This window comes from Shewanella sp. DW31 (assembly GCF_015767295.1).
Taxonomy (GTDB): Bacteria; Pseudomonadota; Gammaproteobacteria; order Enterobacterales; family Shewanellaceae; genus Shewanella; species Shewanella oncorhynchi.
Genome location: NZ_JADWMP020000014.1, coordinates 80480 through 107102, shown reverse-complemented (window position 1 = coordinate 107102; position 26623 = coordinate 80480). Strand labels below are relative to the sequence as shown.

The 26623-nt window shown below is 45.9% G+C and carries 27 protein-coding genes; 8 read left to right on the top strand and 19 right to left on the bottom strand.

Translation table 11 applies throughout. The annotated features are described in order from the left end of the window. Positions 1 to 334 precede the first annotated feature (334 nt). The 4 genes from GWI56_RS13190 to hemC are packed head-to-tail and all read right to left on the bottom strand — an operon-like array spanning position 335 to position 4417. Positions 335 to 1501, bottom strand: a complete 1167-nt coding sequence (locus GWI56_RS13190; protein WP_198573134.1) for a heme biosynthesis HemY N-terminal domain-containing protein — start codon at positions 1499 to 1501, stop codon at positions 335 to 337. Beyond that, positions 1498 to 2679: a uroporphyrinogen-III C-methyltransferase gene (locus GWI56_RS13185; RefSeq protein ID WP_198573133.1), complete on the bottom strand. Its 1182-nt coding sequence runs from the start codon at positions 2677 to 2679 to the stop codon at positions 1498 to 1500. Before GWI56_RS13185 ends, GWI56_RS13190 begins: the two co-directional genes overlap by 4 nt. A gap of 60 nt (positions 2680 to 2739) precedes the next feature. After that, positions 2740 to 3480: a uroporphyrinogen-III synthase gene (locus tag GWI56_RS13180; RefSeq protein WP_198573132.1), complete on the bottom strand. Its 741-nt coding sequence runs from the start codon at positions 3478 to 3480 to the stop codon at positions 2740 to 2742. 4 nt (positions 3481 to 3484) lie between these two features. Next, positions 3485 to 4417: a hydroxymethylbilane synthase gene (hemC, locus tag GWI56_RS13175; protein WP_198573131.1), complete on the bottom strand. Its 933-nt coding sequence runs from the start codon at positions 4415 to 4417 to the stop codon at positions 3485 to 3487. Between the two features lie 202 nt (positions 4418 to 4619). On the opposite strand from hemC, the gene GWI56_RS13170 reads away from it, so the two are divergent. Then, positions 4620 to 7031 (top strand): class I adenylate cyclase, encoded by a 2412-nt coding sequence (locus GWI56_RS13170; protein WP_105250440.1) that lies wholly within the window; start codon positions 4620 to 4622, stop codon positions 7029 to 7031. A 67-nt stretch (positions 7032 to 7098) separates the two neighbouring features. On the opposite strand, the gene cyaY is transcribed toward GWI56_RS13170, so the two are convergent. Next, positions 7099 to 7428, bottom strand: coding sequence for an iron donor protein CyaY (cyaY, locus tag GWI56_RS13165; protein ID WP_105250439.1), 330 nt, complete (start codon positions 7426 to 7428; stop codon positions 7099 to 7101). A 79-nt stretch (positions 7429 to 7507) separates the two neighbouring features. On the opposite strand from cyaY, the gene GWI56_RS13160 reads away from it, so the two are divergent. The 7 genes from GWI56_RS13160 (at position 7508) to GWI56_RS13130 (ending at position 12932) form a co-directional block, all read left to right on the top strand. Next, positions 7508 to 7699 (top strand): lipoprotein, encoded by a 192-nt coding sequence (locus tag GWI56_RS13160; RefSeq protein ID WP_168825920.1) that lies wholly within the window; start codon positions 7508 to 7510, stop codon positions 7697 to 7699. Between the two features lie 57 nt (positions 7700 to 7756). Further along, positions 7757 to 9001 (top strand): diaminopimelate decarboxylase, encoded by a 1245-nt coding sequence (gene lysA, locus GWI56_RS13155; RefSeq protein ID WP_173496191.1) that lies wholly within the window; start codon positions 7757 to 7759, stop codon positions 8999 to 9001. A 76-nt stretch (positions 9002 to 9077) separates the two neighbouring features. Then, positions 9078 to 9905 carry a diaminopimelate epimerase gene (gene dapF / locus GWI56_RS13150; protein ID WP_105250436.1) on the top strand — a complete coding sequence of 276 codons (828 nt, stop codon included), beginning with the start codon at positions 9078 to 9080 and terminating at the stop codon, positions 9903 to 9905. After that, the gene (locus GWI56_RS13145; RefSeq protein WP_173496192.1) at positions 9902 to 10531 is read left to right on the top strand and encodes a DUF484 family protein; all 630 of its coding nucleotides are present in this window, start codon (positions 9902 to 9904) and stop codon (positions 10529 to 10531) included. Before dapF ends, GWI56_RS13145 begins: the two co-directional genes overlap by 4 nt. Before the next feature lie 57 nt (positions 10532 to 10588). Beyond that, positions 10589 to 11509 (top strand): tyrosine recombinase XerC, encoded by a 921-nt coding sequence (gene xerC, locus GWI56_RS13140; RefSeq protein ID WP_131523372.1) that lies wholly within the window; start codon positions 10589 to 10591, stop codon positions 11507 to 11509. Further along, positions 11509 to 12240: an HAD-IA family hydrolase gene (locus tag GWI56_RS13135; protein ID WP_198573130.1), complete on the top strand. Its 732-nt coding sequence runs from the start codon at positions 11509 to 11511 to the stop codon at positions 12238 to 12240. The genes xerC and GWI56_RS13135 overlap by 1 nt, the downstream gene beginning before the upstream one ends. Before the next feature lie 113 nt (positions 12241 to 12353). Continuing rightward, positions 12354 to 12932: a HupE/UreJ family protein gene (locus tag GWI56_RS13130; RefSeq protein ID WP_198573129.1), complete on the top strand. Its 579-nt coding sequence runs from the start codon at positions 12354 to 12356 to the stop codon at positions 12930 to 12932. A gap of 29 nt (positions 12933 to 12961) precedes the next feature. Here GWI56_RS13130 and GWI56_RS13125 read toward each other — a convergent pair whose 3' ends face one another. The 14 genes from GWI56_RS13125 to GWI56_RS13060 form a co-directional block, all read right to left on the bottom strand. Continuing rightward, positions 12962 to 13465 (bottom strand): ATP-binding protein, encoded by a 504-nt coding sequence (locus GWI56_RS13125; RefSeq protein ID WP_105250431.1) that lies wholly within the window; start codon positions 13463 to 13465, stop codon positions 12962 to 12964. Positions 13466 to 13597: 132 nt separating this feature from the next. Further along, positions 13598 to 14353, bottom strand: coding sequence for an iron-sulfur cluster repair di-iron protein (gene ric, locus GWI56_RS13120; protein WP_198573128.1), 756 nt, complete (start codon positions 14351 to 14353; stop codon positions 13598 to 13600). A gap of 381 nt (positions 14354 to 14734) precedes the next feature. Next, positions 14735 to 15238, bottom strand: coding sequence for a hypothetical protein (locus GWI56_RS13115; RefSeq protein WP_198573127.1), 504 nt, complete (start codon positions 15236 to 15238; stop codon positions 14735 to 14737). 301 nt (positions 15239 to 15539) lie between these two features. Next, positions 15540 to 16256, bottom strand: coding sequence for a Crp/Fnr family transcriptional regulator (locus GWI56_RS13110; RefSeq protein WP_242068399.1), 717 nt, complete (start codon positions 16254 to 16256; stop codon positions 15540 to 15542). Between the two features lie 264 nt (positions 16257 to 16520). Beyond that, a complete protein-coding gene (locus tag GWI56_RS13105; protein ID WP_198573126.1) occupies positions 16521 to 17246 on the bottom strand; it encodes a nucleoside phosphorylase in 726 nt (241 codons plus the stop codon). A 70-nt stretch (positions 17247 to 17316) separates the two neighbouring features. Continuing rightward, the gene (locus GWI56_RS13100; protein ID WP_198573125.1) at positions 17317 to 18522 is read right to left on the bottom strand and encodes a nucleoside transporter C-terminal domain-containing protein; all 1206 of its coding nucleotides are present in this window, start codon (positions 18520 to 18522) and stop codon (positions 17317 to 17319) included. Then, on the bottom strand, positions 18519 to 19070 hold the full coding sequence (locus tag GWI56_RS13095) for an NAD(P)H-dependent oxidoreductase (RefSeq protein WP_198573124.1): 552 nt from the start codon (positions 19068 to 19070) through the stop codon (positions 18519 to 18521). Before GWI56_RS13095 ends, GWI56_RS13100 begins: the two co-directional genes overlap by 4 nt. Positions 19071 to 19459: 389 nt before the next feature. Next, a complete protein-coding gene (gene flhA / locus GWI56_RS13090; RefSeq protein ID WP_113940840.1) occupies positions 19460 to 21541 on the bottom strand; it encodes a flagellar biosynthesis protein FlhA in 2082 nt (693 codons plus the stop codon). Positions 21542 to 21556: 15 nt separating this feature from the next. Continuing rightward, entirely contained in the window at positions 21557 to 22687 is a 1131-nt protein-coding gene (flhB, locus tag GWI56_RS13085; protein ID WP_168825897.1) for a flagellar biosynthesis protein FlhB, read from the bottom strand. Further along, positions 22684 to 23463, bottom strand: a complete 780-nt coding sequence (gene fliR, locus GWI56_RS13080) for a flagellar biosynthetic protein FliR (RefSeq protein ID WP_198573123.1) — start codon at positions 23461 to 23463, stop codon at positions 22684 to 22686. The genes flhB and fliR overlap by 4 nt, the downstream gene beginning before the upstream one ends. Position 23464: 1 nt before the next feature. After that, a complete protein-coding gene (locus GWI56_RS13075) occupies positions 23465 to 23734 on the bottom strand; it encodes a flagellar biosynthetic protein FliQ (RefSeq protein ID WP_006083412.1) in 270 nt (89 codons plus the stop codon). Positions 23735 to 23738: 4 nt separating this feature from the next. Continuing rightward, complete coding sequence (fliP, locus tag GWI56_RS13070) at positions 23739 to 24473, bottom strand: flagellar type III secretion system pore protein FliP (RefSeq protein WP_131523383.1); 735 nt, start codon at positions 24471 to 24473, stop codon at positions 23739 to 23741. Further along, the gene (locus tag GWI56_RS13065; protein WP_131523384.1) at positions 24470 to 24829 is read right to left on the bottom strand and encodes a FliM/FliN family flagellar motor switch protein; all 360 of its coding nucleotides are present in this window, start codon (positions 24827 to 24829) and stop codon (positions 24470 to 24472) included. Before GWI56_RS13065 ends, fliP begins: the two co-directional genes overlap by 4 nt. Then, positions 24822 to 25703 carry a FliM/FliN family flagellar motor C-terminal domain-containing protein gene (locus GWI56_RS13060; protein ID WP_198573122.1) on the bottom strand — a complete coding sequence of 294 codons (882 nt, stop codon included), beginning with the start codon at positions 25701 to 25703 and terminating at the stop codon, positions 24822 to 24824. The genes GWI56_RS13065 and GWI56_RS13060 overlap by 8 nt, the downstream gene beginning before the upstream one ends. Positions 25704 to 26623 lie beyond the last annotated feature (920 nt).

The window sequence follows — 26623 nt, the reverse complement described above, 5'->3', positions numbered from 1 at the left end:
ACGACTTAAGTCAATTTTTTGACGCGCTTGTGTCGCCTGTTCTTATGCGGTTTTACGGATCTTAATACGCAAAAGTGACAATTTTTAGACCTGTAACTAGATGTAGTAGCTATATCTATAAAAAGGGCCGTATTTAGTACTTTTTAACTCTAAGATTAAGCATCGTTATAAGAAATTAATCTGGATTGGGGGAGTGGTTTTTACGGAAAAGAAGCGACACGATCTAGTTTTTAACATTTTGGCAAGTTAAGTGGGTTTTAATATGTCTGCATTGGCAAGTGCCGTGATCTTTCGTTACTCAAATCACGGCGACTAGGTTGCAGGCATTGTAGAACTACAGATTAACCGCCTGACGATAACTTTGATTTGCGTTACCTTGTTCACCTAACTGTTCTTGAATCCGTGCAAGCGCCAGCCAAGAGGCTTTTGTGGGTTCGAGTCGGCAAACATTTTGCCAGCAGGTTCTGGCTTCTTTCATATCCCGTGTTTGCTGATAAAGTTTAGCTAAGCACATCTGGTAGTCGGCATTATTCTCATGGGTGATTTCATGCTTGAGTAACTGCTTACGGATTTCTGTATCTTGGGCTGTCGTTATTTCTGGAATGACTTCTAAAAGCGCTGATTCAGGAGCTGTACGTAATTTTTTCGAGAGTAGCTTCAGCGCTTGCTCTTTGCGATTAAAGCGGCATAAACCCACAGCATAAATCGCCAAAAACTCAGACTGATTGCGCTCACTGCGAGATAACCACTGCCAGCATTGTTCTAAGGCTTCTTCGCCTTTAATGGTTGCGGCTTTGAGTAAAGCGCAGTGAGTGATTACATTGAGTTCATTTAGCTGGGTGTCATCTAGGATCTGGCGCTTCTTCAAAATAGGTAACAATAGCTTGAGCGCATCCCAATCCTCTTGTGCTTGATATAACTCGAGGGCGAGTTTGAGTACCGGTGCTTTGCTCTTACTTGTGGGGGCTAATTTATCGAGCTCGGCGCGGGCTAAAGCTAACTCTCCTTGTTTTAACAGATATCGAGTACGCGTGGTTGCGACGGCATTCGCGGCCAGCGGTTGTGTTGCAGCACGGTCAAGATATTGATCACGCTCTGCTATTTTCTGTTGATATTGGGCAGCACGAGCTGCTGCAAGTAAATTAAGTGCAGGGAGTTCGCCATTATCGGCGCCTTTTATCATAGCGCGTTCCGCTGCTGGCCAATCTTCTTCTGCCAGAGCCAGTGCACCCATTAAGGTATGCTTTTTCGCGGAGCGACGGCGCCAGTGGCGAGGAATAAAACGGCTACGCAGCATGAGATTAATGGCGCTAATCACCAACCATTCTAGGACTTGGAACATGGCATAAAATATAATTAAGGCAATGATCCCAAAGACTAAACTGGTCTCAACCTGGTAGTCACCTGCCGCAATGTATACATAACCTGTGTTGCCCACCAACCAAGGGCTAATGCAGAGCCCTATTAGTATTATCCCTAAGAAAATTAATATCTTGATCATAATGGCACATCCTCTGATGAGGTCAGCTCACCATAGCTTGTCAGCTGTAATAGCAGAGGTTTTGCGGCAAAGGATTTCAGAGTAATAGGATCAAGTTCTAATGTCGCCAATTTATCGATTTTGGCGATGGCTTCAGCAGTGCTGTGATCTTGAGTATCAAAATAGGTTTGAATCCACTTACGCACCATCATTAATGATTGGTGATAAGCGGCTCTGTCGTAGCGGTATAACGCAAGTTGAGATTGCAGCAGTTTATGACGAATGTTTTCAACCAGATACCACTGTTGCTCAGGAGCGAGTAAAGCGGGTGCATCGGCTGTTCTATGGCGTATGGTGATAAAGTCTTGGGTTAACGCTTTCCACGTCTTCCCTAAGTTGCTCTGCCAGTCATTTAAATCGCCAGTAATGTTTGTATCTTCAGGGGCATCGGTTTCTGCATCGGTGCGATTAAGGGGTAGTTTATCGAGTTGCTCAATTAAGGCATCGAGTGCTAATACACTACCATCAATATCTGTGGTTTTAATACTTGCAGTCGCGGCGATATCTTTTGCCAGAGCTTTACGAATAGGTAGCAAAGCGGGATTGTTCATGGCGGCGATGGTTTCATCCGCCGACTTTAATAGATCGGTGGCGGTGCGGGGATCTTTTTCTAACCAAAGTTTACGGCCCGCCATGTTTACTAGATATTCGGCTTCTGACGCCATCCAATGCGTTGGGCTGCGTTGGGCGAGTTTATTGATCCTGTCCTGCAGTTGATTTTGGTCTTCTGCCAATTTTGTTAATTCTTGATAGGTCTTAGCATCATTCAGTTGTTGCTGTTCAAGCTGGCCAATACGTTGGTTGGGTTTTAGCAGGGCTTGCTGTAATTGGTCCTGCAGGGCGATATTTTTCGCATCCTGCGCTAGCAGTTGCTGTTGCATCTGTTGGTACAGCATAAAACCACCGCCAAGGGTGCAAGCGGTTAAACCCAGCGCTAATAACACCCCAAAGCGAATCGCCCATGAACTTCTATTGGGTACTGCTGTTTGACTCGGCGTGCTTGAAGGTGTGGCTTTGGCTGTTTGGGATTCAGAAGATGGCGCTAAAGTTACGGGCGTGTCATCAGTCGTTATTGATGGTTCAATAATAGAGGTAGCCTGTAATTCAGGGCTCTTTGCGTCGTGCTTGTTGTTATCCATTTAACAGTCCTTGAAAACATGCTACTGCCGAAATTCGAGTTAAATCGGGCTAAATAGCGCTTAGAGTTTAAGGGCGTTTAGCACGGCTTTGCTGTTGGCGGCATTGGCATTGGTGACTTGGGTTATACCAAAGGCGTGAGCTTGAGCTTCTACTCGGTTACTTGGGACTATGATATGACATGAGCGCAGCCATGCAAATAACTCTTTTGGCACTAGATTAATCAGGTTATCCAGTACTTCACCGCTGGTGACGACAATAGTGTCGATGCCAAACTCTTGCCATTGTTGTGCGATCTGTTGTCCATCGAGTGGTGGACAAGCCCGTTGATATACTTCCCAATAGCGCACTGTTGCCCCGCGCTCAGCCAGTCGTTCAGCTAAGGCTTCACGGCCACCAACGCCACGTATGATCGTAATCTGCTTACCTTTAATATCTTGCAAAGGCGCGAGCGTGAGTAGACCTTCGGTCTGCTGACAATCATCTGGGGCTTCGAGGGCTTCAATGCCGAGCTGATTTAATGCTTCCCAAGTCGCATGACCTACGGCGAAATATTGAGCTTGAGGCCAGCCTTTTATTCGAGAATGAGCGGTTGTTAAGGCATAGTCGGCAAAGCTGACTGCATTGGCGCTGATACAGATAATCATATCGGCGTGTGCCAGTGGGTGCGAGTTATTCGTTGTGATGGGCGGTGTTGCTTCGACATACAGTAGAGGTGTAACCCAATGGCTAATGCCTTGTTGATTCAAGGCATCGATCATGGACTGATTGCGCCCTTCAGGGCGCGTCAGTAAGACTTTCATCGACTTAGGCTTTAGCGTAAACAGCGTCGAGTATGCTTTTTGCGCCTTTGCTCAATAGCTCTTCGGCAAGGGCAACCCCTAATTGCGTGGCGTCGGTTTTTGGACCTGTGATCACGCCTTCGATGATTTCACTACCATCAGGGTTACCGACTAGGCCGCGTAATGTCATCTCATCACCATTGATTTCGGCAAATGCGCCAATCGGCACTTGGCATCCACCTTCTAGGCGCGTGTTCATCGCGCGCTCGGCAATCACACGGTAGCGCGTTTCTAAATGTTCTAATGGTGCCAGTAGGGCCTTAACGCGTTCGTCGTTGGTGCGACATTCGATACCCACAGCGCCTTGGCCGTTGGCGGGCAAGGATTCTTCGGCAGAAATAAAGCTGGCAATCCGCTCAGACAATTTCAGGCGAATTAAGCCTGCAGCGGCAAGAATAATGGCATCGTATTCGCCGTTATCAAGTTTAGCTAAACGAGTGCCTACGTTACCGCGTAAATCTTTGATAATAAGGTCAGGGCGTGATGCGCGCAGTTGGCATTGACGACGTAGGCTCGAGGTGCCCACAGTTGCGCCTAATGGTAATTCGCTGATCGTTTTATATAAATTCGATACAAAGGCATCGCGGGGATCTTCGCGCTCGCAAATAACTTCAAGGCCTAAGCCTTCTGGGAAGTCGACGGGCACGTCTTTCATTGAGTGCACCGCAATATCGGCAAGATCGTCTAACATGGCGACTTCAAGCTCTTTGACGAACAACCCTTTACCGCCCACTTTGGCTAGCGGCGTATCTAAGATAACGTCGCCCTTAGTGCTCATTGGCAGCAATTCCACCATAATACCGGGGTGAATGCGTTCTAATTCGGCTTTAACAAATTCAGCTTGCCACATGGCCAGCGGACTCTTGCGGGTTGCGATACGTATGCGGTTCTCAGACATGCCTAGTTTCCATCAAAGATCTTAGTTGCGCCAATGCTAACATTGGCAAATCGTTTATGTAAGGAAGCCGTATCGATTCTTTGAAGTTGGCGATGTTCTAGATACCGTGAAAGTGTGACGGGCTTCACGTTTAGTTGCTCGAGTTTGTAAAAGTGTTAACATGAGCACATTTCCCATAAGTGCTTAAGTGTTGTGTTTTTGAATGGATCGGCAAATACAGTTTCCTGATATAGCAGAAAGACTTAATAAGGTACGTATTGCACGCGCCCTAGCTTTGCTATCGCCGCTACAAAAACACTTATTCCATTTGATCCCTTTTTTAATTCACCAGAACGGTGTTCAGTATCCTGGCTATCATGCCGCCAATACGCCCTGTGGAATCAACGAGTATCAGGTTGGTGAGACTGAGTCCCAGGCCTGCGATGTGTTCTCGCTGCCTTTTACTACTCAAGAAGCGGATATCAATGCCTTTGAAGGCGTTTATGCGATGGGGAGTACTGGCAGTTTTGGCCAAAATGCCAAGAGCGATGTCGATGTTTGGTTAGTACATAGGGCCGATCTGTGTGCTGAGGATTTGGCGCTAATCAAGATTAAAGCGACTCGATTGACTGCTTGGTTTGCCGAGTATCAGTTTGAGGTGAATTTTTACTTAGTTCATCCGCAGCAGTTTTGTGGCGGTAAAGCCGTTCGTGGATGTCAATCAGCAATGGCCCATGAGCATAGCGGTAGTATGCAACATTGGTTATTACTTGAAGAGTTTTATCGCAGTCAAATTCGTTTGGCGGGTAAAACGATTGCATGGTGGCCAGACGCTAAACTCAATCCTGCGCTCTTGTCCTTAGGCGATGTACATGAATTACCTGCGAGTGAGTACTTTGGTGCTTCGTTATGGCAGCTCTACAAGGGCTTAGAAAAGCCCCATAAGGCACTGATTAAAGTATTGCTACTCGAGGCTTATGCCAGTGATTATCCCCATTCAACTCTGCTTTGTGATCACTTATGGCAGAAAACGCTCGCCGGTGATTTTTCGACTTCGAATGATGCCTATTACTCTATCTATGAGATTATCGAAACCTATTTACTTAAGCAGAATGATACTCGCCGACTAGAGATAGTGCGGCGCTGCTTCTATTTAAAATGTGGCGTGCACTTGAGTCGAACTCAAGAGGGCAAAGATTGGCGTTATCCTAAATTGCAAAAGCTGGTGCAGGATTGGCAATGGCCGGATAGTCTGATTAGCACTTTAGACAATTGTGAACATTGGCATAGTGGCCAGCTCAATTGGTTTAACGAGCAACTGAATGAACTGTTATTAGCAAGCTACCAAACCTTATTACGCTTCGCATCGACACATGAGTTAAATGAAGGTTTGCGGATTGAAGATTTGGGAATGCTGACTCGCAAGTTGCATACCTATTTTAGTCAAGATGAAGACCAAATCGCTAAGCTGAATCTGCTGTGGAGTGCTTCAGTCGCTGAGTCCGAAGTGACTATGGTCTCAAGCTCCCGCGAGCGTCAATATTATCTGTATCGACAAGGGCCTCAGCCACAAAATTTGTTAGGCGAGTCGGCAATATGTAAGGGAAAAACCCCTTCAGCCTTAATGATTTGGGCATGTTTAAATGGGATCTCGACGCCGAGTACTCAATGGCATGAATATGGTCAGAGTAAGGCAAAGTCGAAACGGCTTACCGAAGCTTCTAAGCGGTTACTGAATTTTATCGACCACGATTGGCGTGTATCTAAACGTGACTTATGCCAGCCATGGCATTTTCGTAAGCTGATTTTCGTGCTCAATCTGGATTGCGATCCCACCATTGAATGGCAAGGACAGGAAATGATGGTCGATGTGATGAATGCGAACGTGTTCTCACTCGGGCGTAAAAAAGCCAATATGCTTGGTGCGTTAGATGCGATTTGCTTGAATAGTTGGGGTGAATGGCAGTGTCATCGCTTCGAAGGCGATACCGCGGTATTGCAAGCCTTAGCCTTTGTAACGCCGGGGCTAAGACGGGCCAGTTTACCTGTGGATATGGATGTGATCAGCTGTTCACAGAAGTTACGCCCACAGCTTAAATTAGCAGTGAAAAATCTACTAAAACAAACCATGCGTTTGTGCCAACAAGTGCAGCAATCCAGCACCTTAGTGCAGCCACTGCAGATAAGTCGTACTCGCTATGGGATCTTTTTTAATCCTTTAGGTATGGCTTATCAGGACTTGAGCGATGCCAAGTCATTTTATCAACAGTTATCCCGCAGTCATCTTGTACTATTGCCGCGGCCTGAATTAGGTGACGATCCCTTTTCGAGTATGCCGAAAGTGGTGCAAAACTATGCGGCTAAAGGCGCTATTCAGTATTTTCTACGCCAACGGGTCGATAACTTGGATGTATTTATCCTCGATGAGGAAAATCAACTAAGCCATTACGTGCAGGCGGGATCAAACATGGCCGAGTTGGTAAATAAAGTGAGCCATCACTATGTGTTCGATGAGCATTATGCTTCACGGGCGCGGTTTAATATTCCGCAATTTTTCCATTTAGTGCGGGTAGCCGGAGAGTTAACGGTGGCGCCTTTCGGTATCGATGTTAGCGATCAAGACACTGAGTTTTAGCTGGTTTTTAACATAAATAATGGGAGCTAAGGCTCCCATTATTGTTTTGCACTACGACAGGCTTAGATTAGAAGCTAAGCTTAATGCCGCCTTGGCGCTCGATAGACTCTTGCACGAATGGCATAAACTCGCCGCCATTTCGTCCGTCCATCCATTTACCTTCAACAAAACCAAAGTGATATCCACCAAAGCGTGTGGCGACCCAAATCTCATGCAAAGGTTCTTGCTTGTTGATCACTATCTTAGAGCCATCAACAAATTCTAATTGCAATACGTTGCCACTGGCATCGATATCAAGATCGGCATCTTGCTCATCAATCGCAGTTTCAATCGCATTTTCTATGGCTTGGAACATGTCATCGGCGAGCTGGTGAAATTCTGTATCTGTCATGGCCATGCATTTCTGTCCTTTGCTTTCGTCAAGATGGGTGCGATTATAAGGCCATTAGTCACCAGATGCACAGATGTTGAGAAAAATGAGACTGTTTTTATTGTTATTGCTTGGTAGCCTATTCATTACTGCATGCGGCCAGAAGGGCCCCCTCTATCGATCTCCGGCCACAGAGGTGAATCAGCCTAAAAAGGTTGAAGCGTCTAAACCTGAGCCTGAAGTAGAAGAGATTAAAACCGAAATTCGAGCCATCGAAGTACAAAAAACACAACAATAATAGCAGCTATAACTATCATCACTATCGCAGCGATAAAGCGCAGTAAGGAATCAGACATTGGATCACTTTCTCTACCAACAAAATGCCCTGCACGCCGAAGGCTGCCAGGTCGCCGACTTAGCTCAAACCTATGGCACGCCGCTGTATATCTATTCCCGCGCCACGCTAGAGCGCCATTGGCATGCCTTTAATAATGCCGTGGCAGATCATCCACATTTGATTTGTTACGCGGTTAAAGCTAATTCGAACTTGGCCGTACTGAATGTGTTGGCACGTTTAGGCAGTGGTTTTGATATCGTTTCGGGTGGTGAGTTAGCAAGAGTGATTGAAGCGGGCGGCGATCCCGCTAAAGTGGTGTTCTCTGGCGTGGGTAAAACTGCGACCGAAATGGAACAGGCACTTAATCTGGGCATTTACTGCTTTAACGTCGAGTCGAGCGCCGAGCTTGAGCAGTTAAATTTGGTCGCAGGTCGTTTAGGTAAAGTGGCACCAGTTTCTTTGCGAGTCAATCCCGATGTGGATGCGGGTACTCACCCCTATATTTCGACTGGTCTTAAAGAAAATAAATTTGGTATCGCTATGGATGAGGCCGAAACCGTCTTCGCCCGTGCCCATGCTTTGCCACATTTAAAAGTGAAAGGTGTCGATTGCCATATCGGCTCGCAATTGACCGAAATTCAACCTTTCCTCGATGCAATGGATCGTATGCTCGCGTTGATCGATCGTCTGGCTGAACAAGGTATCGTCATTGAGCATTTTGATGTGGGTGGCGGTTTAGGGGTGACCTATGATGCTGAAACTCCGCCGCATCCTGATGTGTATGCCGCCGCCATATTGGCGCGTATGGGCGACCGTCAACTTAAGCTAATCTTCGAGCCGGGCCGTGCGATTGCCGCCAATGCAGGGATTTTTGTTACTCAGGTGCTGTATCTGAAAGAAAACAGCGACAAGCGTTTTGCGATTGTCGATGGCGCGATGAATGACTTAATTCGCCCAGCACTTTACAGCGCATGGCAAAATATTATCCCAGTCGTGCCAAGGGACTCTGAGGCCTATGAGTTTGATATTGTTGGTCCAGTGTGCGAAACAGGTGATTTTTTAGGTAAAGATCGCAAGCTGGCTTTAGTGGCAGGGGATTTACTTGCGGTGCGTTCGAGTGGTGCCTATGGTTTTGCGATGGCCTCTAACTACAACACGCGTCCTCGTGCGGCCGAAGTCATGGTCGATGGTGAGCACGCCTTCTTAGTGCGTGAGCGAGAAAAATTGTCTCAGCTCTGGCAAGGTGAGCAACTCCTGCCGTAAACTAGAAAAATTATATTGATTCAGGCGCTTGGTTTCATACTTAATGAGCGGCGCCTCGGCTTAAAGGATAAGTATCTTGATCCAATTCACTAAGATGCACGGACTGGGTAACGATTTTATGGTGGTCGATGGGGTCACGCAGAACGTGTTCTTTTCGCCTGAGCAGATCCGCCGTTTAGCCGACCGTAACTTTGGCATAGGTTTCGATCAATTACTTTTGGTTGAGCCGCCCTATGATCCCGATTTAGATTTTCATTATCGCATCTTCAATGCCGATGGTACTGAAGTCGAACAATGCGGTAATGGCGCCCGCTGTTTTGCCCGTTTTGTGCGCAATAAAGGATTGACCAATAAGAGTAAAATCCGTGTTAGCACTTCATCAGGTAAGATGACTCTGCGTTTAGAGCGAGATGGCACAGTTACCGTGAATATGGGCGTGCCTATTCTTGAACCAAGTCTGATCCCCTTTAAAGCCAAGAAAGCCGAAAAAACCTATTTACTGCAAACACCGCTGCAAACCTTTTTATGTGGCGCGGCTTCTATGGGCAATCCCCATTGTGTGCTCGACGTTGAAGATGTGGCGAGCGCCGCTGTTGCTGAAATTGGTGCCATGCTCACTAAGCATGAGCGCTTTCCCCGTGGTGTGAATGTGGGATTTATGCAAGTAGTGGATTCAGGCCACATTAAGCTGCGGGTGTATGAACGTGGTGCGGCCGAAACTTTGGCCTGTGGCACTGGCGCGTGTGCGGCCGTGGTTGTAGGTCAAGTGCAAGGGAAGCTCGGCCAGCAAGTGCGAGTGGATTTACCCGGCGGTACTTTAACCATCAACTGGGAAGGCGAGGGGAAACCTTTGTGGATGACGGGCCCAGCGCAGCATGTTTACGATGGACAAATTCAGTTATGACAGAGCCTTTGATGCCGCAGACGAATGTGCCCTTTGATGAGTTGATTATTCGCGAGTATCTGCTGGATAATCCTGATTTTTTCAATCGCTATCCTGAGCTATTGCTGGCAATGCGTCTGCCCCATCTGGAGCGCGGCGCCATCTCTTTGGTGGAACGTCGTCAAGAAATGCTACGCCAGCGAGTCAGCCAGTTGGAAGAAGAGATCACCAGTCTGTTAACGATGGCGGCGCGCAACGAGAAAATTTACCAATTCAATACTGAGTTATCCTTCCAACTACTGAATTGTGCCGATCTAGTGTCACTCAAAGAAATCTTAGCCGACAGTTTAAAATTACAGTTTAATTTCAGTCATGTGCGTTTGATCAGCGTTCTCGATGCCGATATGAAGGCAATATGGGATCAAAGGCTGCATAAAGGTCACTATTTTGGTCGGCTAACGCAGCAAGAAGCCAAACGGTTATTTGGTAGCGAAGTGGGTTCGGTGGCACTGACTAAATTGTCGGAAGACAACCCGGTGATTTTTGCCATTGCTAGCCAAGATGTCACCCATTTTCATCCTGATATGGATAACATGCTGCTGGAACAACTGCGGCGTTTACTGGCGCATATGCTTGCCAAGCTGTAACGGCCGTAGAGCGATTTTGCTCACCCAAGGCTTGGCAAAACCCACGAGGAAACCGATATGAGTACGCAAACAGGCGAAGTGTCGGCATTAAATACTCAATGGTTACAAACCTTTGAACGTTATCTGAGTACCGAGCGGCAGTTGTCGGCCCATACAGTACGGAATTACCTTTACGAGCTTAATCGCGGTAGCGATCTCTTGCCCGAAGGCGTGCATTTACTCAATGTGAGCCGCGAGCATTGGCAGCAAGTGTTAGCCAAATTGCACCGCAAAGGTTTAAGCCCGCGATCGCTTTCTCTGTGTTTATCGGCGGTAAAACAATGGGGTGAATTTTTGCTGCGCGAAGGCGTGATTGAGCTTAATCCCGCCAAAGGCTTAAGTGCCCCCAAACAGACCAAACCTCTGCCGAAGAATATCGATGTCGATGCCATCAGTCACTTGCTGGACATTGAAGGTACAGATCCGCTGAGTCTGCGTGATAAAGCCATGATGGAATTGTTTTATTCCAGTGGCTTACGTTTAGCAGAACTTGCCGCGCTCAATTTATCCAGTGTGCAATACGATTTGAAAGAAGTGCGAGTCTTAGGTAAAGGCAATAAGGAGCGTATCGTCCCTGTCGGTCGTTTAGCGATTACTGCGCTGCAGAATTGGCTCAATTGCCGAAAGCAGATCCCCTGTGAAGATAACGCCTTATTTGTGACTGAAAAAGGCAAGCGACTCTCTCATCGCAGTATTCAGGCGCGCATGGCTAAATGGGGTCAAGAGCAGGCATTATCGGTGCGAGTACATCCCCATAAGTTGCGTCATTCCTTTGCCACTCACATGTTAGAAGCGAGCGCCGACTTGCGGGCGGTGCAAGAATTATTGGGTCATGCGAACCTAGCAACCACGCAAATTTACACCAGTTTGGATTTCCAACACTTAGCTAAGGTGTATGATAACGCCCATCCTAGAGCAAAAAAAACACAGGATAAATAATGCGTTGCTATCTTAGACCTCAACATATTCAAGCGATCAGTTTCGATCTCGACGATACCTTGTACGACAATCTGCCGCATATTTTAAATGCCGAGGCAGAGCTGGCGACGTTTTTGTTGCAGACTTATCCATTATCGCAGGCGTGGCAACCCCATGATTGGCGCAGGCTAAAACTGCAACTTTTGCAGCAAAATCGTGAGCTCGCCCACGACACTAGCGCAGCCCGTTTAGCTACGCTTCGCCAAGGCCTAATACAGCTAGGGTATTCGGCGACTGAAGCCGAACGCGGCGCCGAGCAAGGATTAGCATGCTTTTATTTTTACCGCAGTCATTTCCAAGTGTCTGACGAAGTGCTCTTATTACTCAAGCGCTTATCGCAGCATTTTAGATTAGTCGGGATCACCAATGGCAATGTGGATGCCGAGCGGATTGGTTTAGGTGATGCCTTCGAGTTTGTGTTGCATCCAGGTAATGGCGTGCATATGAAACCCGCTAAAGACATGTTCGCATTAGCTTGCTCGCGGTTAAAGATTGCACCGCAACACTTACTGCATGTTGGTGATAGCATGAATGCCGACGTTCGCGGTGCACGGTTGGCGGGGTGCCAGTCTGTGTGGCTAAATCCCAGTTTTGGTCGAGTCGATTCCTTACCGATAGCCGCCTTGTTGCCCCATTTAGAAATCGCCTCCCTCGACGCTTTGATAAAAGTATTGGCTATCGACGCAAACTAGCTTAGCGTGCATTTTTAATCTGTATCTTTGGGTGATTGAGATCAAGGTTTGCCAGCCAAATTTGCACTAAAGTTAAGTTTTATATCACTAAAGTCACTGACTAAGGCTATTTTATGGCGCGTATTGGGTTGTTATTACTGCTCACTTTATGTTGGATCGCGCCGGTATCGGCCCATGAGATCCATTCAGGTGGCGGTTTCATGTCGGGTTTTAATCATCCCGTATTGGGCTTCGATCACTTGCTGGCTATGTTGAGTGTGGGCATGTTGAGCACCCAGCTCGGTGGCCGCGCGATTTGGACTGTCCCCTTAGCATTTGTCACCTTTATGTTAGTGGGCGGGATTTTAGGCTTATACGCCATTGCCGTTCCCTTCGTTGAAATTGGTATCGCCCTTTCTGTATTGTTGCTCGGCCTTGCCATCGCTTTTGATCGCCAAATCCCATTGTTATTCGCCATGGCCTTTGTGGGAGTATTCGCGATTTTTCATGGTCACGCCCACGGCGCCGAAATGCCAGCATTGGCCAGCCCAGTCCTGTATGCCCTAGGATTTTTATTTGGTACAGCAGTCATCCATTTAGGCGGCGTAATGATAGGCCTTGGAATGCAGCGGATGACAGGGCAACGCAATTTAATGCGCGTTACTGGCGTGGCGATTGCGGCCATGGGCAGCTATCTATTAGCAGGTTTTTAACATAATAACAGGACGTTAGATTTACTGGATTAACGCGCCTTGAGTTGCTTCATGCAAAGATGGGCGCGGCGTAGCAGTAGATTGACTTGCCGACGGCTCGCATGCATGTCGGCATCTCCCACCCTAAAATAACTTCCAGTGTAAGGATCGCTGCCTACGTAGATAGGTTTTAGCTGCTCAGGTGCCAGTGGTACGCGGATACGAATGAGTTTTTTGTTCATAATTTCAATAATCTGTACATCCGAAATCGCTAAAAGATTGTGACTAGTGCGACTCGGATCATCGAGGATTTCCCAAAATTCTTGCAAGACGGGAAGCGGATTGGGAATGCCTTCAATGCTGAAATGGCCACGTTCTTCGCGTACCCCTAGGATGATCTCGCCGCCCAAAGTGTTGGCAAAAGAGCTATAAGTCGCCCAAATGTCTTCGGGTAATTGACCTTGGCCATCGCGGCCACCTGCGAGTTTAAATTCTACTTGGGCCGATTCGTGCAAATTGGCAATATCATCGAGTGCAAATGATTGAAATGTCATGGCAGCTTATCCGTCAGCGACACATGACTTGTTGTAGCACGTCAACAATTGAAAGGCCAGACTTAGGTCTAGCCTCAAGGTTAAGCGGATAATCCGTAATTTGGAGCCGCTATGGGATAAACATTTAATCAATTATTGAGTCAGACCCAATGCTTTAGGAAATAGAATGTTGTTTTCTAAGTGAATATGCTGATGTAAGTCCGCCTCAAATTCTGCCAGAGTGGCATAACACACACGCCATGTAGTGCACGCATATTCAGGTGGTGTGAAGTCGTTAGTGAGCTCGTGTAATTTTTGCAAAATCAAACCGACTTCTTCATGCTCATGTTGCATCGCATTGATAGGGTTGCCAATATGGCCAAAGCAAGCCTCAACCTGCTCTCCATGACTCATGGCGCGGATCGCCGGAAACAGTATTTTTTCTTCCTTCATTAAATGCGGCATTAAGTCTTCAACTAAGGCTCGTACCCAACCCGCAAAGGGAACGATTTCGGCATAGTGCTCACCGTGAGCGCGAATCATTTTCTCGGAATATTCGACCAATAAAGGGGCTTTTTCGCGCACGTATTGATGGTGCGTTGATTCTATATATTCGATAAGTTGATCTAAGGGTAATTGATTTAATTCATCTTCTTTGCCACCGGTAAGTGTTGCGGCATTCAGCGCAGCAACCACTTTTGCGGGATCTACATCTGCACGCTCACAGGCGACCGCCAGTGATTTACCCCCGCCACAACAAAAATCGATACCAAATTGACTAAACACATGTGCGCGGCGAAAGTCTTCTGCCACTAGTTCACCTATTTTTCGTTCTAGCCAATGATTGTGTTGAGAATTAAACCCATGGGGTGGGAGTTGTGCATCTTTTGAGACAGAAGTAGCAGACATGAGTAGCTCCAGAGCAGCAATAAATTTACATTCATATTATTTGCAGCTTTAGATTGTGGCAACTAATCCCGACTAAAATAGTCAGGTTTTGCAGTGCCAGTCACATAAATGTAGTCAAATAGAAGGAAGGCTATCTGATTGTTCTGAGCTACAAGCAACAGGAAGCTAAGATGGCTAGCCCGTTATTTTGACCTTGTAACCTTATCAAGTTGACGTTGAATCAGTTCGCTGGAGATTTGATTTATCCTAAGGGGGAAAATCGCCCTCAAAGAGCCAAAAAAGAGGCACGAGGGCGGGTGTTAGTGGTTGGCGTGAATCAGTCTGGTACAGAGTGATTCACGGATTAAACGACCATGAGGAAATCTATCGCTAACGCCGCGATTAAAACTTTAAATCAGGATACTTACTCCTTAGCAAAGGTATTACATGATTTAAAAAACAAAAGACTAAACCACAAATGCTGATGGTTTTTTCTGGATGCTTGTCCGTTTCAATTTTTACATACGTTGTTTGTAAGTTGGCCGATGAACTCGGAAATATAACTCTATGGTCAGCGTGCGCTTGGCCAATTATGAAAGACTTAATATGTATAAAAGCATTTAAGGCAAAATGGTAATTGGTTTCCCAATTCCCAGGGTCATTCTCAGATATTTTAACCATTAACTGATTAATGCTAGGAAAAGCCTCATTTTTAAACTCACATAACTCGTTAACTTTCCTGGCATGAAATGAAAATTCTAGAAGGCTAAAAGTAACTACTTCATTCCAAGAGCTACTCCACTCTGCTGGGAATACGGCGCTGGTGAAAGCGAACAACTGTAATGCATGTTTTTTAGCTTCAGATATATGTATTTCTACAAGCTTTTGTGTATTTTTTGAGTACATGAGTTCTGTTGACTTCCCTAATATTTATATAGTGCGCATGCGCATGCGCATTAGCCCGAAGCCAGCGCAAAATGGCAGGATTTTGTGCGAGAACCAGACTAGGTAAGTCTGATTCACTCATTATCAAAATCTAACACTTTTTAGATCCATCAGATTGGATTATGGTCTCCATATTTAGGATTGGATTTATCGCCCTTAACGATAAATACGTTGATTGATGCAGAGTGTCGATAGCAAAGCTGATGCAAATTGGGTGGTTTGCCTGTGAATCCCGCATAGCCCTATGCAGCATTTTTTTGATCTACTCCGCAATAAAAGTTACTAGCGCCTTTGGGTCGATAATATGCAGCTGCTGATCGCGTTTTTCGACAAGGCCGAGTTCAATGAGAGAGTTGAGTGCGCGGCGGTAGACGCGACTGCTGGTGCCAAAGCGTTCGGCTTCTTGCTCGACTTTGTTAAAGGCTCCGAGGGCGAGATTGTTTTGACTGCGTTGTAGCAGATCGAGGGCAATATTGACGGCGATGGGGTGCAATAGGCGGTTGGTGTAGATTGCCATTGAGTCTTGATAATCCCATGCCAGCGCTGAGGCAAAAAAGAGTGCTAGTTGCGGTTGAGTGACTATGCATTGCTGCAGTTTGGCGGCACAAATTACCTCGGCTTCCATCTGATCTTCGGCCATCACTGTCCACTGGCAGGGCAGTTTGGTAAAAAACTCAATTTCGCCAAAAATATGCTGATCACAATTTAGCTCACCTAACTGAAAGCGCCGACCATTATGGGCGCTAGTATACATGGCGACTTTTCCTACGGACACGACATAAAGCTCACGCACATTTTGCCCCTGTTGCAACATGATATCACCGGGGGAAAATTGGCGGCTGGCCGTTTGGCACTGAAATAAGGCTTGCTTAAAGAGTTCGCACTGCTCGCTTAATGTGTCGCCAAAGCGGCTAGAGAGTTCAGGATGTAACTGCATGTTGATGATAGTTTTGGATATTGATGCGATTAAGGTACGCATTTCGCTGCAGGATTGATACTCATTCGATCATAAAATATGTAAATCCCTGCGTGAGGGCTGGCACTTTGGCGGCGGTAGATGGTCGATCGCATTGTGTGTCGCCGTTGTTGTGACGCTGCAAACGTGTGTTATGACAGGTCGGTGTGAGTGTGAGCTTTAGTGAGAATGATGGCGCATTGACTGCGCCATTAAGAGGATGACTTGGTGGTTATCTGGATGCTGCGTTTAGCGGCAAGGCTTACTGCTAATTAACCTCAACAAGCTCTAATCACACAGTGCGTTGAGCGCAGCTAAAATGGCATGTTGCTCACCTTGGGCGCTTGCTTTGGACGCCGCAACATAGTCATTAACTCCTGCTTTAACATCCTGCTCAAATAGCACTACGTTGGTTAGTATCGCCGCCACTTCAAGTTGGCGCAGTCGGCCGACGGTGAATAACGCAGCGGTTTCCATATCGGCCCCGAGCACGCCTAGGCGATGCCAATAGTGGCAGAGCTCCTGTTCTTGATCGGTATAAAAACTGTCGTGGGAGCGCACTACGCCGCTATGGGCAATAATATGATACTGCGCGCAGTATGCTTGCAGTTTGCCGACCAAACGATGATTGGCACAGGCCGGAAAACCGTGCTTTACATAGCTGGCAGAGCCGCCATCATCACGCACTGCAGCCTCGGCAATAATCACATCACCTATCGCTATCTGCGGTTGTAGCGCACCGGCGGAGCCGATGCGGATAAGTTGTTTAACACCGCATTGATACAGTTCCTCAAGGGCAATGATCGCTGAGGGAGCACCAATACCTGTGCTGCAGACGGTGATTATAGTGTCGCCATAACGGCCACGCATTAACCGAAACTCGCGGTTATCCGCCAAGGATTCGACATCCGTTAGATGCGCCGCGATGCGGTTGACTCGATTGGGTTCGCCGCAGACGACGGCTTTTTCACTGACTTGATGGGGCGCGACGAGAATATGGGGTTGAATACTCATTGTTGACCTTTATCAATTACTTAGCTTGGCGGTAGCCCCGAATTGTATCGGGCTACCGCGAAGGGAAAACTTAGATAAACAAACTGACAATTGCAGCATTCATCAAGTTTGCTAACGTCGCCGCTAGCAGTACTTTCATCCCGAGCTGACCAATCAGCCCCGCGCGTTGCGGTATCATTTGACTCAGGGCGCCACACACCATGGCCACTGAGCCGATATTGGCAAAGCCGCAAAGGGCAATAGTCATAATGGCATTGCTACGTGCAGAGAGTTCCACATTGCCCATATTGGCGAAGGCAACAAACTCATTCATGGCGATTTTTTGGCCTAGGAAGGCGCCTGCTGTACTTGCTTCAGCCCATGGAATACCAATCAACCATGCTACTGGCGCAAACAAGGTGCCGAGGATCATATCCACGGTTAAGGTTGGCATGCCAAACAGTTCACCAATCGCACCCAATCCGCCGTTCAACAAGGCCATGAGACCAATACAGGCAATAATGACTGCGCCGACGATGGCAGCGATTCCCATACCAGCAATAGCGCCTTTGGCTATGGCATCAATAAAGCTACTGGGCTTTTCATCATCGGGTAATTCTGGCACTTCGTTAACGGTTATCTCGGTTTCTGGGATAAGCAACTTAGCGAACATCAAACCAGCTGGAGCTGACATAAAGCAAGCCATAATCAGATAGTTAAGCGCAACGCCCATCCCCGCAAGGCCCGCTAAAATGGAGCCAGCAATTGAAGACAATCCACCGACCATCACCGCAAAAATTTGTGCGCGGGTGAGGACGCGGTGGTAGGGCTTGATCAGTAACGGTGCTTCGGTTTGGCCGAGAATAATATTGCCCGCCGCATTCATTGACTCCGCCCGTGACGTGCCGAGCACCTTTTGCAAGCTGCCGCCAATAATTAACACAAACCACTGCATAATGCCTAAGTAGTACAGCAAAGAGGTGAGTGCGGCAGTAAAGATGATTTGCGGTAATACCTGTAACGCCCAGACAAAACCTATGCCTTCAACGCTGAAATTGACTAAGCTGCCAAAGGCAAATTTGATCCCTTCAGTACCATAACCAAAGACTTTGCCTACGGTATTCGATACGGCCAGCAGTACATCGGCACCGATCTCGGTTGCCAGCACAAAAAAACCGAGCGCGATGATAATGCCAAATGCACCGATAACGGCGCGCCAGCTGATCAAACGGCGGTTCTCAGAAAACAGCAAACCTATGCCTAAGAGTACAAAAATGCCAAGGATGGACTGGATCATACTGAGTGGTCCTTATATGAATTAACGGCTGCAATCACACGCTCGGCGTGGGCCTTTGCAAGGGAAAGGGTGTTGGACTTATTGCCACCTTCGGCGGCAGTGGAGTTCATCTCAAAGCTAATAATGGTATCGATAATCTCGACAGCAGCTGCGCGAAATGGGTGTTCGTAAGCTTGCTGGTATGCGTTAAAGGGTAAAAAGTTAAAGCCAGTCTCGCTGTAGGAGTCTTCAGTCGCCCCTGCAGTGATAGAAAACAAGACAGGTTTATCTTGGAGCTGGCTACCATTGGGACCAAAAGCAAAACCATAGGTAAATACCTCATCAATCCAATGTTTGAGCACGGCGGGGTAGGTGCTCCAATAGAGTGGGAATTGCACCACAATCACATCGGCATCGAGCAACTGTTGCTGCTCCGTGGCGGTATCCCCATCAAACTGAGCCACTGAATTGATACGCCAGCCCGGTTGCTCAGCCTCAAGGGCAAGTATGCAGGCATTGGCCACAGACTGGGTTAAGTTGGGGTGCCCGTTTAGCACGAGTATGTTCATTAGCTAGCTCCTGAGAGGAAACGGTGCCGCCATGCAGCCAAAACCAGAGGCTCAAGCACCGAGTTACGAAGTCATGGCGTGGATTATAGGGAGGGAAGGGTGAATACAAGAGGACATTTGTCTCCTAGCACCTGATGCAGCTCATACTATTGTGAAAATTTGATTAACATATCGATGTAAAAATGAGTGAAGTGATATGCGCAATGTCGGGTCATACCGAAATGCTAACGTTTATTAAGCGCTCAGCTCTGCTCCCAATCTGTTCATCCTGACTGCATGAAATAGTGCACATTGCATGTGGCACCAATGTCGAACGCTGGTTAGCATTCTGTCATTGATGCTTTTGCACGATGAAAACTTAATAAAGCGATAGGGCTTAATGCGTTTGATTACCCTAGTTGTCCCGCAATCATAAGTTCTTTTGTTTCAGGGACTTCATTATAGGATAAAACATGAAGTCCACGGGCGAAGGCTAATGCATAACGCGCGAGGAAAGGCCTGAGTTGTGGAGAAACAAGTAGGATAGGGTTATAGCCTTTCTCTTTTGTCTCCGCGAGTAATTGGGGCATTCTTTGTTGTAGCTGCGCCAGTAGATTAGGTTCGATAGGGAAGCTATCCAACGCAACTCGGCCCTGTTGCTGCGATTGATTTAACGCTGTCATTAAGGTTTGTTCTAATTCTGCGGTCAGCGTAAGTACATTCAACTGCGGACTGCTGCCTGCGATTTGATGCAAAATACTATTGCGTAAAGCGCAGCGCACATCGGCGGCGAGTAGAACGGGATCTTTGGTTTGCTCGCTGCATTCCAGCAAGGTCGTTGCTATGGTGCGTATGTCTTTTAGCGGCACTTGCTCTTTGAGTAACAAGCGGAAAACTTTGAGTAACTGAATGGGGGTTAAACAGGTACTGAGTGATTCCGCCAGTTTGGGGGCTTGCTTACTGAGCCTGTCAGTTAATTGCATAATATCATCATGTTGCAATAATTCAGGCAGTGATTCGCGCAATAACTTACTGACATGAGTGGCAATGATTGTCGCATTATCGACGACCGAATAACCTAAATTGAGTGCTTTGGCTTTTAGTTCAGGCGTAATCCAAATCGCATCCATTTGGTAAGCGGGTTCCTTAGTTAAAATCCCATCAATTTTGCCGTACACAGGACCACTTTTTATTGCTAACAGTAGATCAGGCTCTAATTCGGCGATAGCTACTTGAGTGCCCATAAAGTTAATTTGGTATGCATGTGGTGCTAAGGCTAGATTGTCGCGCACTCTTACTTCCGATAGCAGAAATCCGATTTGTTCTGAAAGGGTACGTCTGATCCCTGTTAGGCGTTTTTGTAATTCTGCTCCTTTGGTTTTTTCGACTAGATGAACCAATCTATAGCCTAATCGTACTTCGATGATGTCGGTAAAAGGCAGGGATTCCCAGCTTGGCGCTGAAGGTTCTGTCAGGCTGGTTTCTATGAGTTCTTCAGTTTTCTCTTCAGTAAAGGAGGCCTTATTCTGGTTTTGTTTCCACGCTGCAAAGCCTAGTAGTATTGCAAAAGATAAAAATACCAGTGCTGGCATTCCCGGGGTGATACCGAGAATAGCCATCACAATGGCTGCAGTGGCTAAGGTTCTAGGGTTAGCCAGTAACTGTCGACTCAATTGGGTCGGCATTTCTTCTGCATCGGATACCCTAGTCACAATAATTGCGGCAGCAGTGGCGAGTAGTAATGATGGAATTTGTGCAACTAGGCCATCACCAATGGTTAATAGTGCATAGGTTTTAAAGGCTTCTGTTGTACTCAGATCATGCATAAAGATGCCTATGCTGATCCCGCCAATAATGTTGATGGCTAAGATCAAGAGTCCTGCGATGGCATCCCCTCTCACAAATTTTGAGGCTCCATCCATGGAACCATAAAAGTCTGCTTCTCTGGCGACATCTTGGCGACGTAGGCTGGCTTGTTCGTGTGTGAGTGTGCCAGCATTGAGATCGGCATCGATTGCCATTTGCTTACCCGGTAGGGCATCCAATGTAAATCGCGCCGATACCTCAGAGATCCGCTCGCCACCCTTAGTGATTACAACAAAGTTAATAATCATTAGAATTAAGAAGATAACAGCACCGACGACATAGTTTCCGCCAATGACGACTTCACCAAAGGCTTGGATCACTTTACCCGCAGCATCGCCTCCTTCATGACCTTCAATGAGTACTACGCGCGTCGATGCAACGTTTAAGGTCAAACGCATTAAGGTCGCAAGGAGCAATAAGGTTGGGAATACAGAAAACTCTAACGGTCGCCTGATCGAGACGCTCACCAGCAGCACCATGACGGCAAGGACTATGTTAAATGTAAACAAAATGTCCAGTAGCCATGCAGGCAGCGGTAAAATCACCATCGCCAGAATAGCGAGCAGCATGACTGGAATGCCGATATAGCTGTAATTTCCTGAAAAGGTGCGAGAAAGCCAATTCATAGGTTAAGCAATCCTTTAATCGTGACGTAAATTAGGGGGAATAAAAAAATGTGGTAAAGGCTCAGGTTTCTGCTGTAAGCCCTTACGAGATGCTTTTATTTGCATGACATAACTTAATACGTGCGCTATGGCGATAAAAAGGGCACTGGGTATTTGTTGATCGACTTGCGTTGAATGATAAATAGCCCGCGTGAGCGGTGGGATATCAATAATTTCAATATCATGTTTTTTAGCGAGTTCTCGCATATAGAGGGCGAGTTCTTCGGTGCCTTTAGTGATGACGTAAGGCGCATCCGCTAAGTCAGGATTGTATTTTAATGCCACGGCATAGTGAGTAGGATTAACCAAGAGAACATCTGCTTTTGGAATGGTGGTATCTGCCCGAGAGCGAGCCATTCGTTGCTGTATTTGGCGGATTTTAGCTTTAATCTCTGGCTTACCTTCTTGCTGGGTATGCTCGTCTTTGACCTCTTGGCGTGACATACGTAATTCTTTGCTGTTATGCCAATATTGGTAAGGCACATCAATAAAGGCGATCACGAGCAGCCCAGTACCAAGATAAAACATGCCTTGCGACAGTAGATTGATGCCATCACGAACCGCTTCATCAATAGGGCGTTGATTGTAGCTAAGTAGTTCTTGTAAGTGACCATTCAAGAAAACCAACATAATTCCGATCAGTAACACAATTTTTAGGCATGACTTGAGTAACTCAACAAGAGATTGAGCGGAAAATATTCTTCCGACACCGGCAAGAGGATCGATTCGACTGTACTTAAAATTAGCATTTCCAAAATTAAATATCGGCCCCCCAGGTAAGGCTCCTGCAACTGCGGCCAACAGAGCAACCATGATGAATAGTGGGCCTAAGATGCTTAGCATTTCGACTAGGCTGGCGCCAAGATGGCGCATCATGATGTCAGGTTGATCTAACTCTGCCCGCGTGAGCAGCATATTGTATTTAGCTAATCCACTGACTCTCGTCGCAAACCAATCCGCATTACTGGTCAGCATGGCAGAGCAACCAACGACCAGTGCTGCGGAGGCAAGATCTTTAGAGCGTGGAACTTGGCCTTCTTCTCTCGCTTTACGCTTTTTCTGCGGTGTAGCTTCTTCTGTTTTATCTTGTTGGGGCGTTTTACTCATGAGATCCCTCCGATAAATTGGTACATGGCAGTTAATGCGTCTAAGCACAGATTACTGTAACGAGTTGGAATGCCGCTTAACGAAAGGAAGACGCAAATCAAGCCCATCAACAAGGTCATGGGAAACCCGAGCGAGAAGATGTTTAATGACGGCGCAGCGCGGCTTAATACACCAAAAGTGATGTTAACCATTAACATGGCGAGTACTGCGGGTATGGCGAGCATCAGCGATGCAGCAAATAGCCAGCCCATTCGACTAACCAATCCCATTAGCGGTAAGTCAAAAATCCCATTTCCAATCGGCCATAAACGAAAGCTATCAACAATGATGTTGAGCCCGACTAAATGACCGTCAAGAGCCAGAAAAATCAAGGTACCAAAGATTTGTAACCATTCACTGAGAATGGGGTTGGTGTCGCCATTAGCGGGATCGTTCATCACCGCCATCGCTAGACCCATCTGCATCGACATAATAGTGCCAAGCATGGTCATCACATGGATTAAAATGGTTAAAAATAGCGCGAGGATGAATCCAATCAGTAGTTGCTCTATGGCTAAAAATAATGATCCAAGCGAGAGCGCATCGACAGCAGGAACGGGTGGCAGCATAGGTGCAATAAGCGCTGCAATACTTAAGGCAAGAAAAATTCTTACTGTTGCAGGTACATAAGAATTACCTAACAAGGGCATTATCATAAATGCCCCCATGATCCGGCAGAATGGCCACCAAAGGCTGCCGATTAACATGCTGAGTTCGGTTGAGGTGAGGGAAAGCATATCAACCGATAATATGAGGAATATTCATAAACAGCCTGTCAAATAAATCACTTAGCTGTTGTATGAGCCAATGGCCTGAAAACAGAACCATAAGTAGAGTAATGATAAGCCTTGGCAGAAAACTCAAGGTTTGTTCATTGACCTGTGTCGCAGCCTGAAATACCGCAACGATTAAGCCTAAAATGAGTCCCGGTGTCACCAACACAGAAACCATGATGATGACGAGAAACATTGAGTCAGCAAAGAGCGAGGTCAGTTCATTGATGTCCATCTAGCTACCCAAAACTTGCGGTTAAGGTGCTTACCGTCATAGCCCAACCATCGACTAATACAAAAACCATCAGTTTAAATGGGAGAGAAATAATTAACGGTGACAACATCATCATCCCCATAGACATGAGGACACTTGCGACAACCAAGTCGATAACTAAGAAAGGTAAGAAAAGTAAGAAGCCAATTTGGAAAGCTGTTTTGAGTTCACTCAGTACAAATGCGGGCATAAGGACAAAAAAGGGGACTTCCTCTGCTGCTTTCATGTGTGTGGGTTCGTTAGCTATTTTCAGCATTTGCTCAAGATCAGTTTCTCTTGTCTGCGCCAGCATAAATCGAGTTAAAGGGATTTTGGCTATTGAGACAGCCTCCATCAATTCGATCTTACCTTGGTCATAGGGCAAATAAGCTTCCTTATAAATTTTGTCTCCCACTGGGCGCATGATAAAGATAGTGAGTACTAATGCTATCCCAACAAGCACTCGGTTAGGGGGACTTTGTTGTAGTCCGAGAGCTTGTCGGAGAATTGCTAATACAATGATAATACGAGTAAAACTGGTTAGCATCATCAGCATGATGGGCAGGAAACTAATGGCCGTCATGAGCGCTAAAATTTCGAGTTTAATGTTAACTGCTTGACTGTCTTGAGCGCTATCCAGTGTGAATAAGGTCAGTCCTTCCGATGCGAGGGCTTGGGGAGCAAACAATAGAATCGCCAGTAACAATACCCGAACTATCATTCGTTACTTGTCCCATCGAGAGTAATGCTCTCTATTTCCAGCAAACGTACGCCATATCTGCCAGCCACTTCTACGACTTCGCCTCTTCCTAATAGTGCACCATTTACTCTGATATCCAGCGGCTCACCTACCATACGGTCGAGTGCGATAACATCACCTTCTCCCATACGATTTAGTTCGCCTAAAGACATTTCAGCACTGGCCAGTTCGAGAGTAACTTGAACAGGAAGTTGTTGAAAAAAATTATTATTTTTCAATTTACGGTTATGGGTGTCCGGCTTTGAAAATGCTCTCTCAGAGAAAATATCGTCCTCTAATAGAAAATCATCATCCGATAAAATAGATTGTTCAGCCAATGTCATGCTCCTCATGCTGATAAATATCTTGGGTCAATTTCGCTACCATCTGTCCTTCATGACTATGCACAGAGGCATGAAATAGCGGTGTGTTTCCGATTGATAACAAGGTTTTTGGATAGAGATTAATAGGTAAAATATCCCCAGTTTTTAATTGGCTGAGTGATTGCACCGGGATGCTATGTTGCCCTAATGCCAGCTGCATTTTTATGGGGAGACTTTTTAGCCAGACGGCTAGTTTTGCGGGTAAATCCGCAGATACTTCAGATTTCTTAGGCTGTTCGGCCAGATGCCCCAGTAAATGCTCAGTTAAGCAAAAGAGCATTGGAGGGGTTAGTGGGCCATTGGTAAAATTGAACGACCATACTGCCGATACTGCGAGTGGCATATGGCCTTTTATGAGCTCAACTTCAAGATTATTGGTTTCGATCGTGCTATTAGGTAGCTCCTCCACTACGGAAAGTAGCAACTTTTTGGCTAACCTAAATTCAGATTGGCTGGGGTTTCTCAAAGGAGAACTTAATGGTGTTGAGGTATTACCGTAATAATTACTTGCCAATTGATCGAGCGTGCAGCGATCAATTCTCCAATAACCGAGGGTATTTTGATGATGTTTTAATACAAACCATGAATAGCAATGTTCTGGAACGACAGGTGTTCTAGGTTCTGTTAACGTTGACCCCGAAACAGCGGGATGACCCTGTCTTAGTAGCGGAGATAGGATATTATTTATGGCATCGATAAGTGGACGATGTAGCTTTTCTAGCTGTTGCAATAATCGCGTTCTCGCTAGCTTTTCTTGAACTAGCATAATAGGTCTAATTATTTCATTGGAATTTGATTTTATAAGCCTAGCTTTCGCCGTCGTCTTCATTGTTCTTCCTATTAAACGTGTTTTTACTACTAGAATGCTGCTTGGCTACCTCCGTGATTCAGTTGGCGCATAAAAAACATACACAAACAGAGTGCCTAAATATTTATTTCTTTATCGTTAAGGATTAATGAATTTCTTAAAACAGTTAAGCGTTGAACTTTAGGTTCGACTCTGTTTTAAACGACGAGGATGATAAGTTAATAAGGCTTAAGTATTCAATAATAATTATAAGAAATGCTGAAATATATGTGAATGGAATTGTAGGGTAAAGTTGGTTGTGAACAAAATGTTTGTTTTGAGATTGTGTAAGAAGATATTAATGCTTTAGGTTTTGCATTTTCGCGTCAATAAAAAGGCGGTTAGATATTATTTTGACATTTGTCGATATTTTGGCGGGCAATATTTATGTCAGCATTTACATATTGATTATTAATGATGACTTTGTGTTGCAAATCTGTTTGTCTTTGATTTTCATTGTTTTTTGTGCGCTATATTTTGTGGTTTATTTAATGTTAAACATTGGTGGTTAAATTTTGTCACTATTTTAAAAGTATCGATGGTGCATTTTTATCATTGTCATATATTATTTTACAAATATATTTGGTATAAGTCAGTCCTAAGTTATATGTATCACTTTTTTGCGGTTTTTCTTTTAGAACTTTCATGGTTGATAGCAATTGATTCATATAATTCGGTGATACCTTAAACTTTGTTGCTGGTCACATTTCTTATCGATGATTGCACTAGAACACGTTTTAACCTTATTTAGTTGAGGGCATATCCTTAGCCATTGTCAATGTGGATACTCATTGTGTGTAGTTCTCTATCGCTGGCTTTGATATTACATGCGGAAATATATCTTCCGCATTTCGCTTCCGCATTTGTTTTTACTGTTCTTAATGGCTTGAGTTATTTATTGC

What these genes read in the sequence shown, in the direction of transcription:
- GWI56_RS13190 (WP_198573134.1), bottom strand. Translation starts at nt 1,501, where the DNA reads ATGATCAAGATATTAATTTTCTTAGGGATAATACTAATAGGGCTCTGC.
- GWI56_RS13185 (WP_198573133.1), bottom strand. Translation starts at nt 2,679, where the DNA reads ATGGATAACAACAAGCACGACGCAAAGAGCCCTGAATTACAGGCTACC.
- GWI56_RS13180 (WP_198573132.1), bottom strand. Translation starts at nt 3,480, where the DNA reads ATGAAAGTCTTACTGACGCGCCCTGAAGGGCGCAATCAGTCCATGATC.
- hemC (WP_198573131.1), bottom strand. Translation starts at nt 4,417, where the DNA reads ATGTCTGAGAACCGCATACGTATCGCAACCCGCAAGAGTCCGCTGGCC.
- GWI56_RS13170 (WP_105250440.1), top strand. Translation starts at nt 4,620, where the DNA reads ATGGATCGGCAAATACAGTTTCCTGATATAGCAGAAAGACTTAATAAG.
- cyaY (WP_105250439.1), bottom strand. Translation starts at nt 7,428, where the DNA reads ATGGCCATGACAGATACAGAATTTCACCAGCTCGCCGATGACATGTTC.
- GWI56_RS13160 (WP_168825920.1), top strand. Translation starts at nt 7,508, where the DNA reads ATGAGACTGTTTTTATTGTTATTGCTTGGTAGCCTATTCATTACTGCA.
- GWI56_RS13145 (WP_173496192.1), top strand. Translation starts at nt 9,902, where the DNA reads ATGACAGAGCCTTTGATGCCGCAGACGAATGTGCCCTTTGATGAGTTG.
- xerC (WP_131523372.1), top strand. Translation starts at nt 10,589, where the DNA reads ATGAGTACGCAAACAGGCGAAGTGTCGGCATTAAATACTCAATGGTTA.
- GWI56_RS13135 (WP_198573130.1), top strand. Translation starts at nt 11,509, where the DNA reads ATGCGTTGCTATCTTAGACCTCAACATATTCAAGCGATCAGTTTCGAT.
- GWI56_RS13130 (WP_198573129.1), top strand. Translation starts at nt 12,354, where the DNA reads ATGGCGCGTATTGGGTTGTTATTACTGCTCACTTTATGTTGGATCGCG.
- GWI56_RS13125 (WP_105250431.1), bottom strand. Translation starts at nt 13,465, where the DNA reads ATGACATTTCAATCATTTGCACTCGATGATATTGCCAATTTGCACGAA.
- ric (WP_198573128.1), bottom strand. Translation starts at nt 14,353, where the DNA reads ATGTCTGCTACTTCTGTCTCAAAAGATGCACAACTCCCACCCCATGGG.
- GWI56_RS13115 (WP_198573127.1), bottom strand. Translation starts at nt 15,238, where the DNA reads ATGTACTCAAAAAATACACAAAAGCTTGTAGAAATACATATATCTGAA.
- GWI56_RS13110 (WP_242068399.1), bottom strand. Translation starts at nt 16,256, where the DNA reads ATGCGTACCTTAATCGCATCAATATCCAAAACTATCATCAACATGCAG.
- GWI56_RS13105 (WP_198573126.1), bottom strand. Translation starts at nt 17,246, where the DNA reads ATGAGTATTCAACCCCATATTCTCGTCGCGCCCCATCAAGTCAGTGAA.
- GWI56_RS13100 (WP_198573125.1), bottom strand. Translation starts at nt 18,522, where the DNA reads ATGATCCAGTCCATCCTTGGCATTTTTGTACTCTTAGGCATAGGTTTG.
- GWI56_RS13095 (WP_198573124.1), bottom strand. Translation starts at nt 19,070, where the DNA reads ATGAACATACTCGTGCTAAACGGGCACCCCAACTTAACCCAGTCTGTG.
- flhA (WP_113940840.1), bottom strand. Translation starts at nt 21,541, where the DNA reads ATGAATTGGCTTTCTCGCACCTTTTCAGGAAATTACAGCTATATCGGC.
- flhB (WP_168825897.1), bottom strand. Translation starts at nt 22,687, where the DNA reads ATGAGTAAAACGCCCCAACAAGATAAAACAGAAGAAGCTACACCGCAG.
- fliR (WP_198573123.1), bottom strand. Translation starts at nt 23,463, where the DNA reads ATGCTTTCCCTCACCTCAACCGAACTCAGCATGTTAATCGGCAGCCTT.
- GWI56_RS13075 (WP_006083412.1), bottom strand. Translation starts at nt 23,734, where the DNA reads ATGGACATCAATGAACTGACCTCGCTCTTTGCTGACTCAATGTTTCTC.
- fliP (WP_131523383.1), bottom strand. Translation starts at nt 24,473, where the DNA reads ATGATAGTTCGGGTATTGTTACTGGCGATTCTATTGTTTGCTCCCCAA.
- GWI56_RS13060 (WP_198573122.1), bottom strand. Translation starts at nt 25,703, where the DNA reads ATGAAGACGACGGCGAAAGCTAGGCTTATAAAATCAAATTCCAATGAA.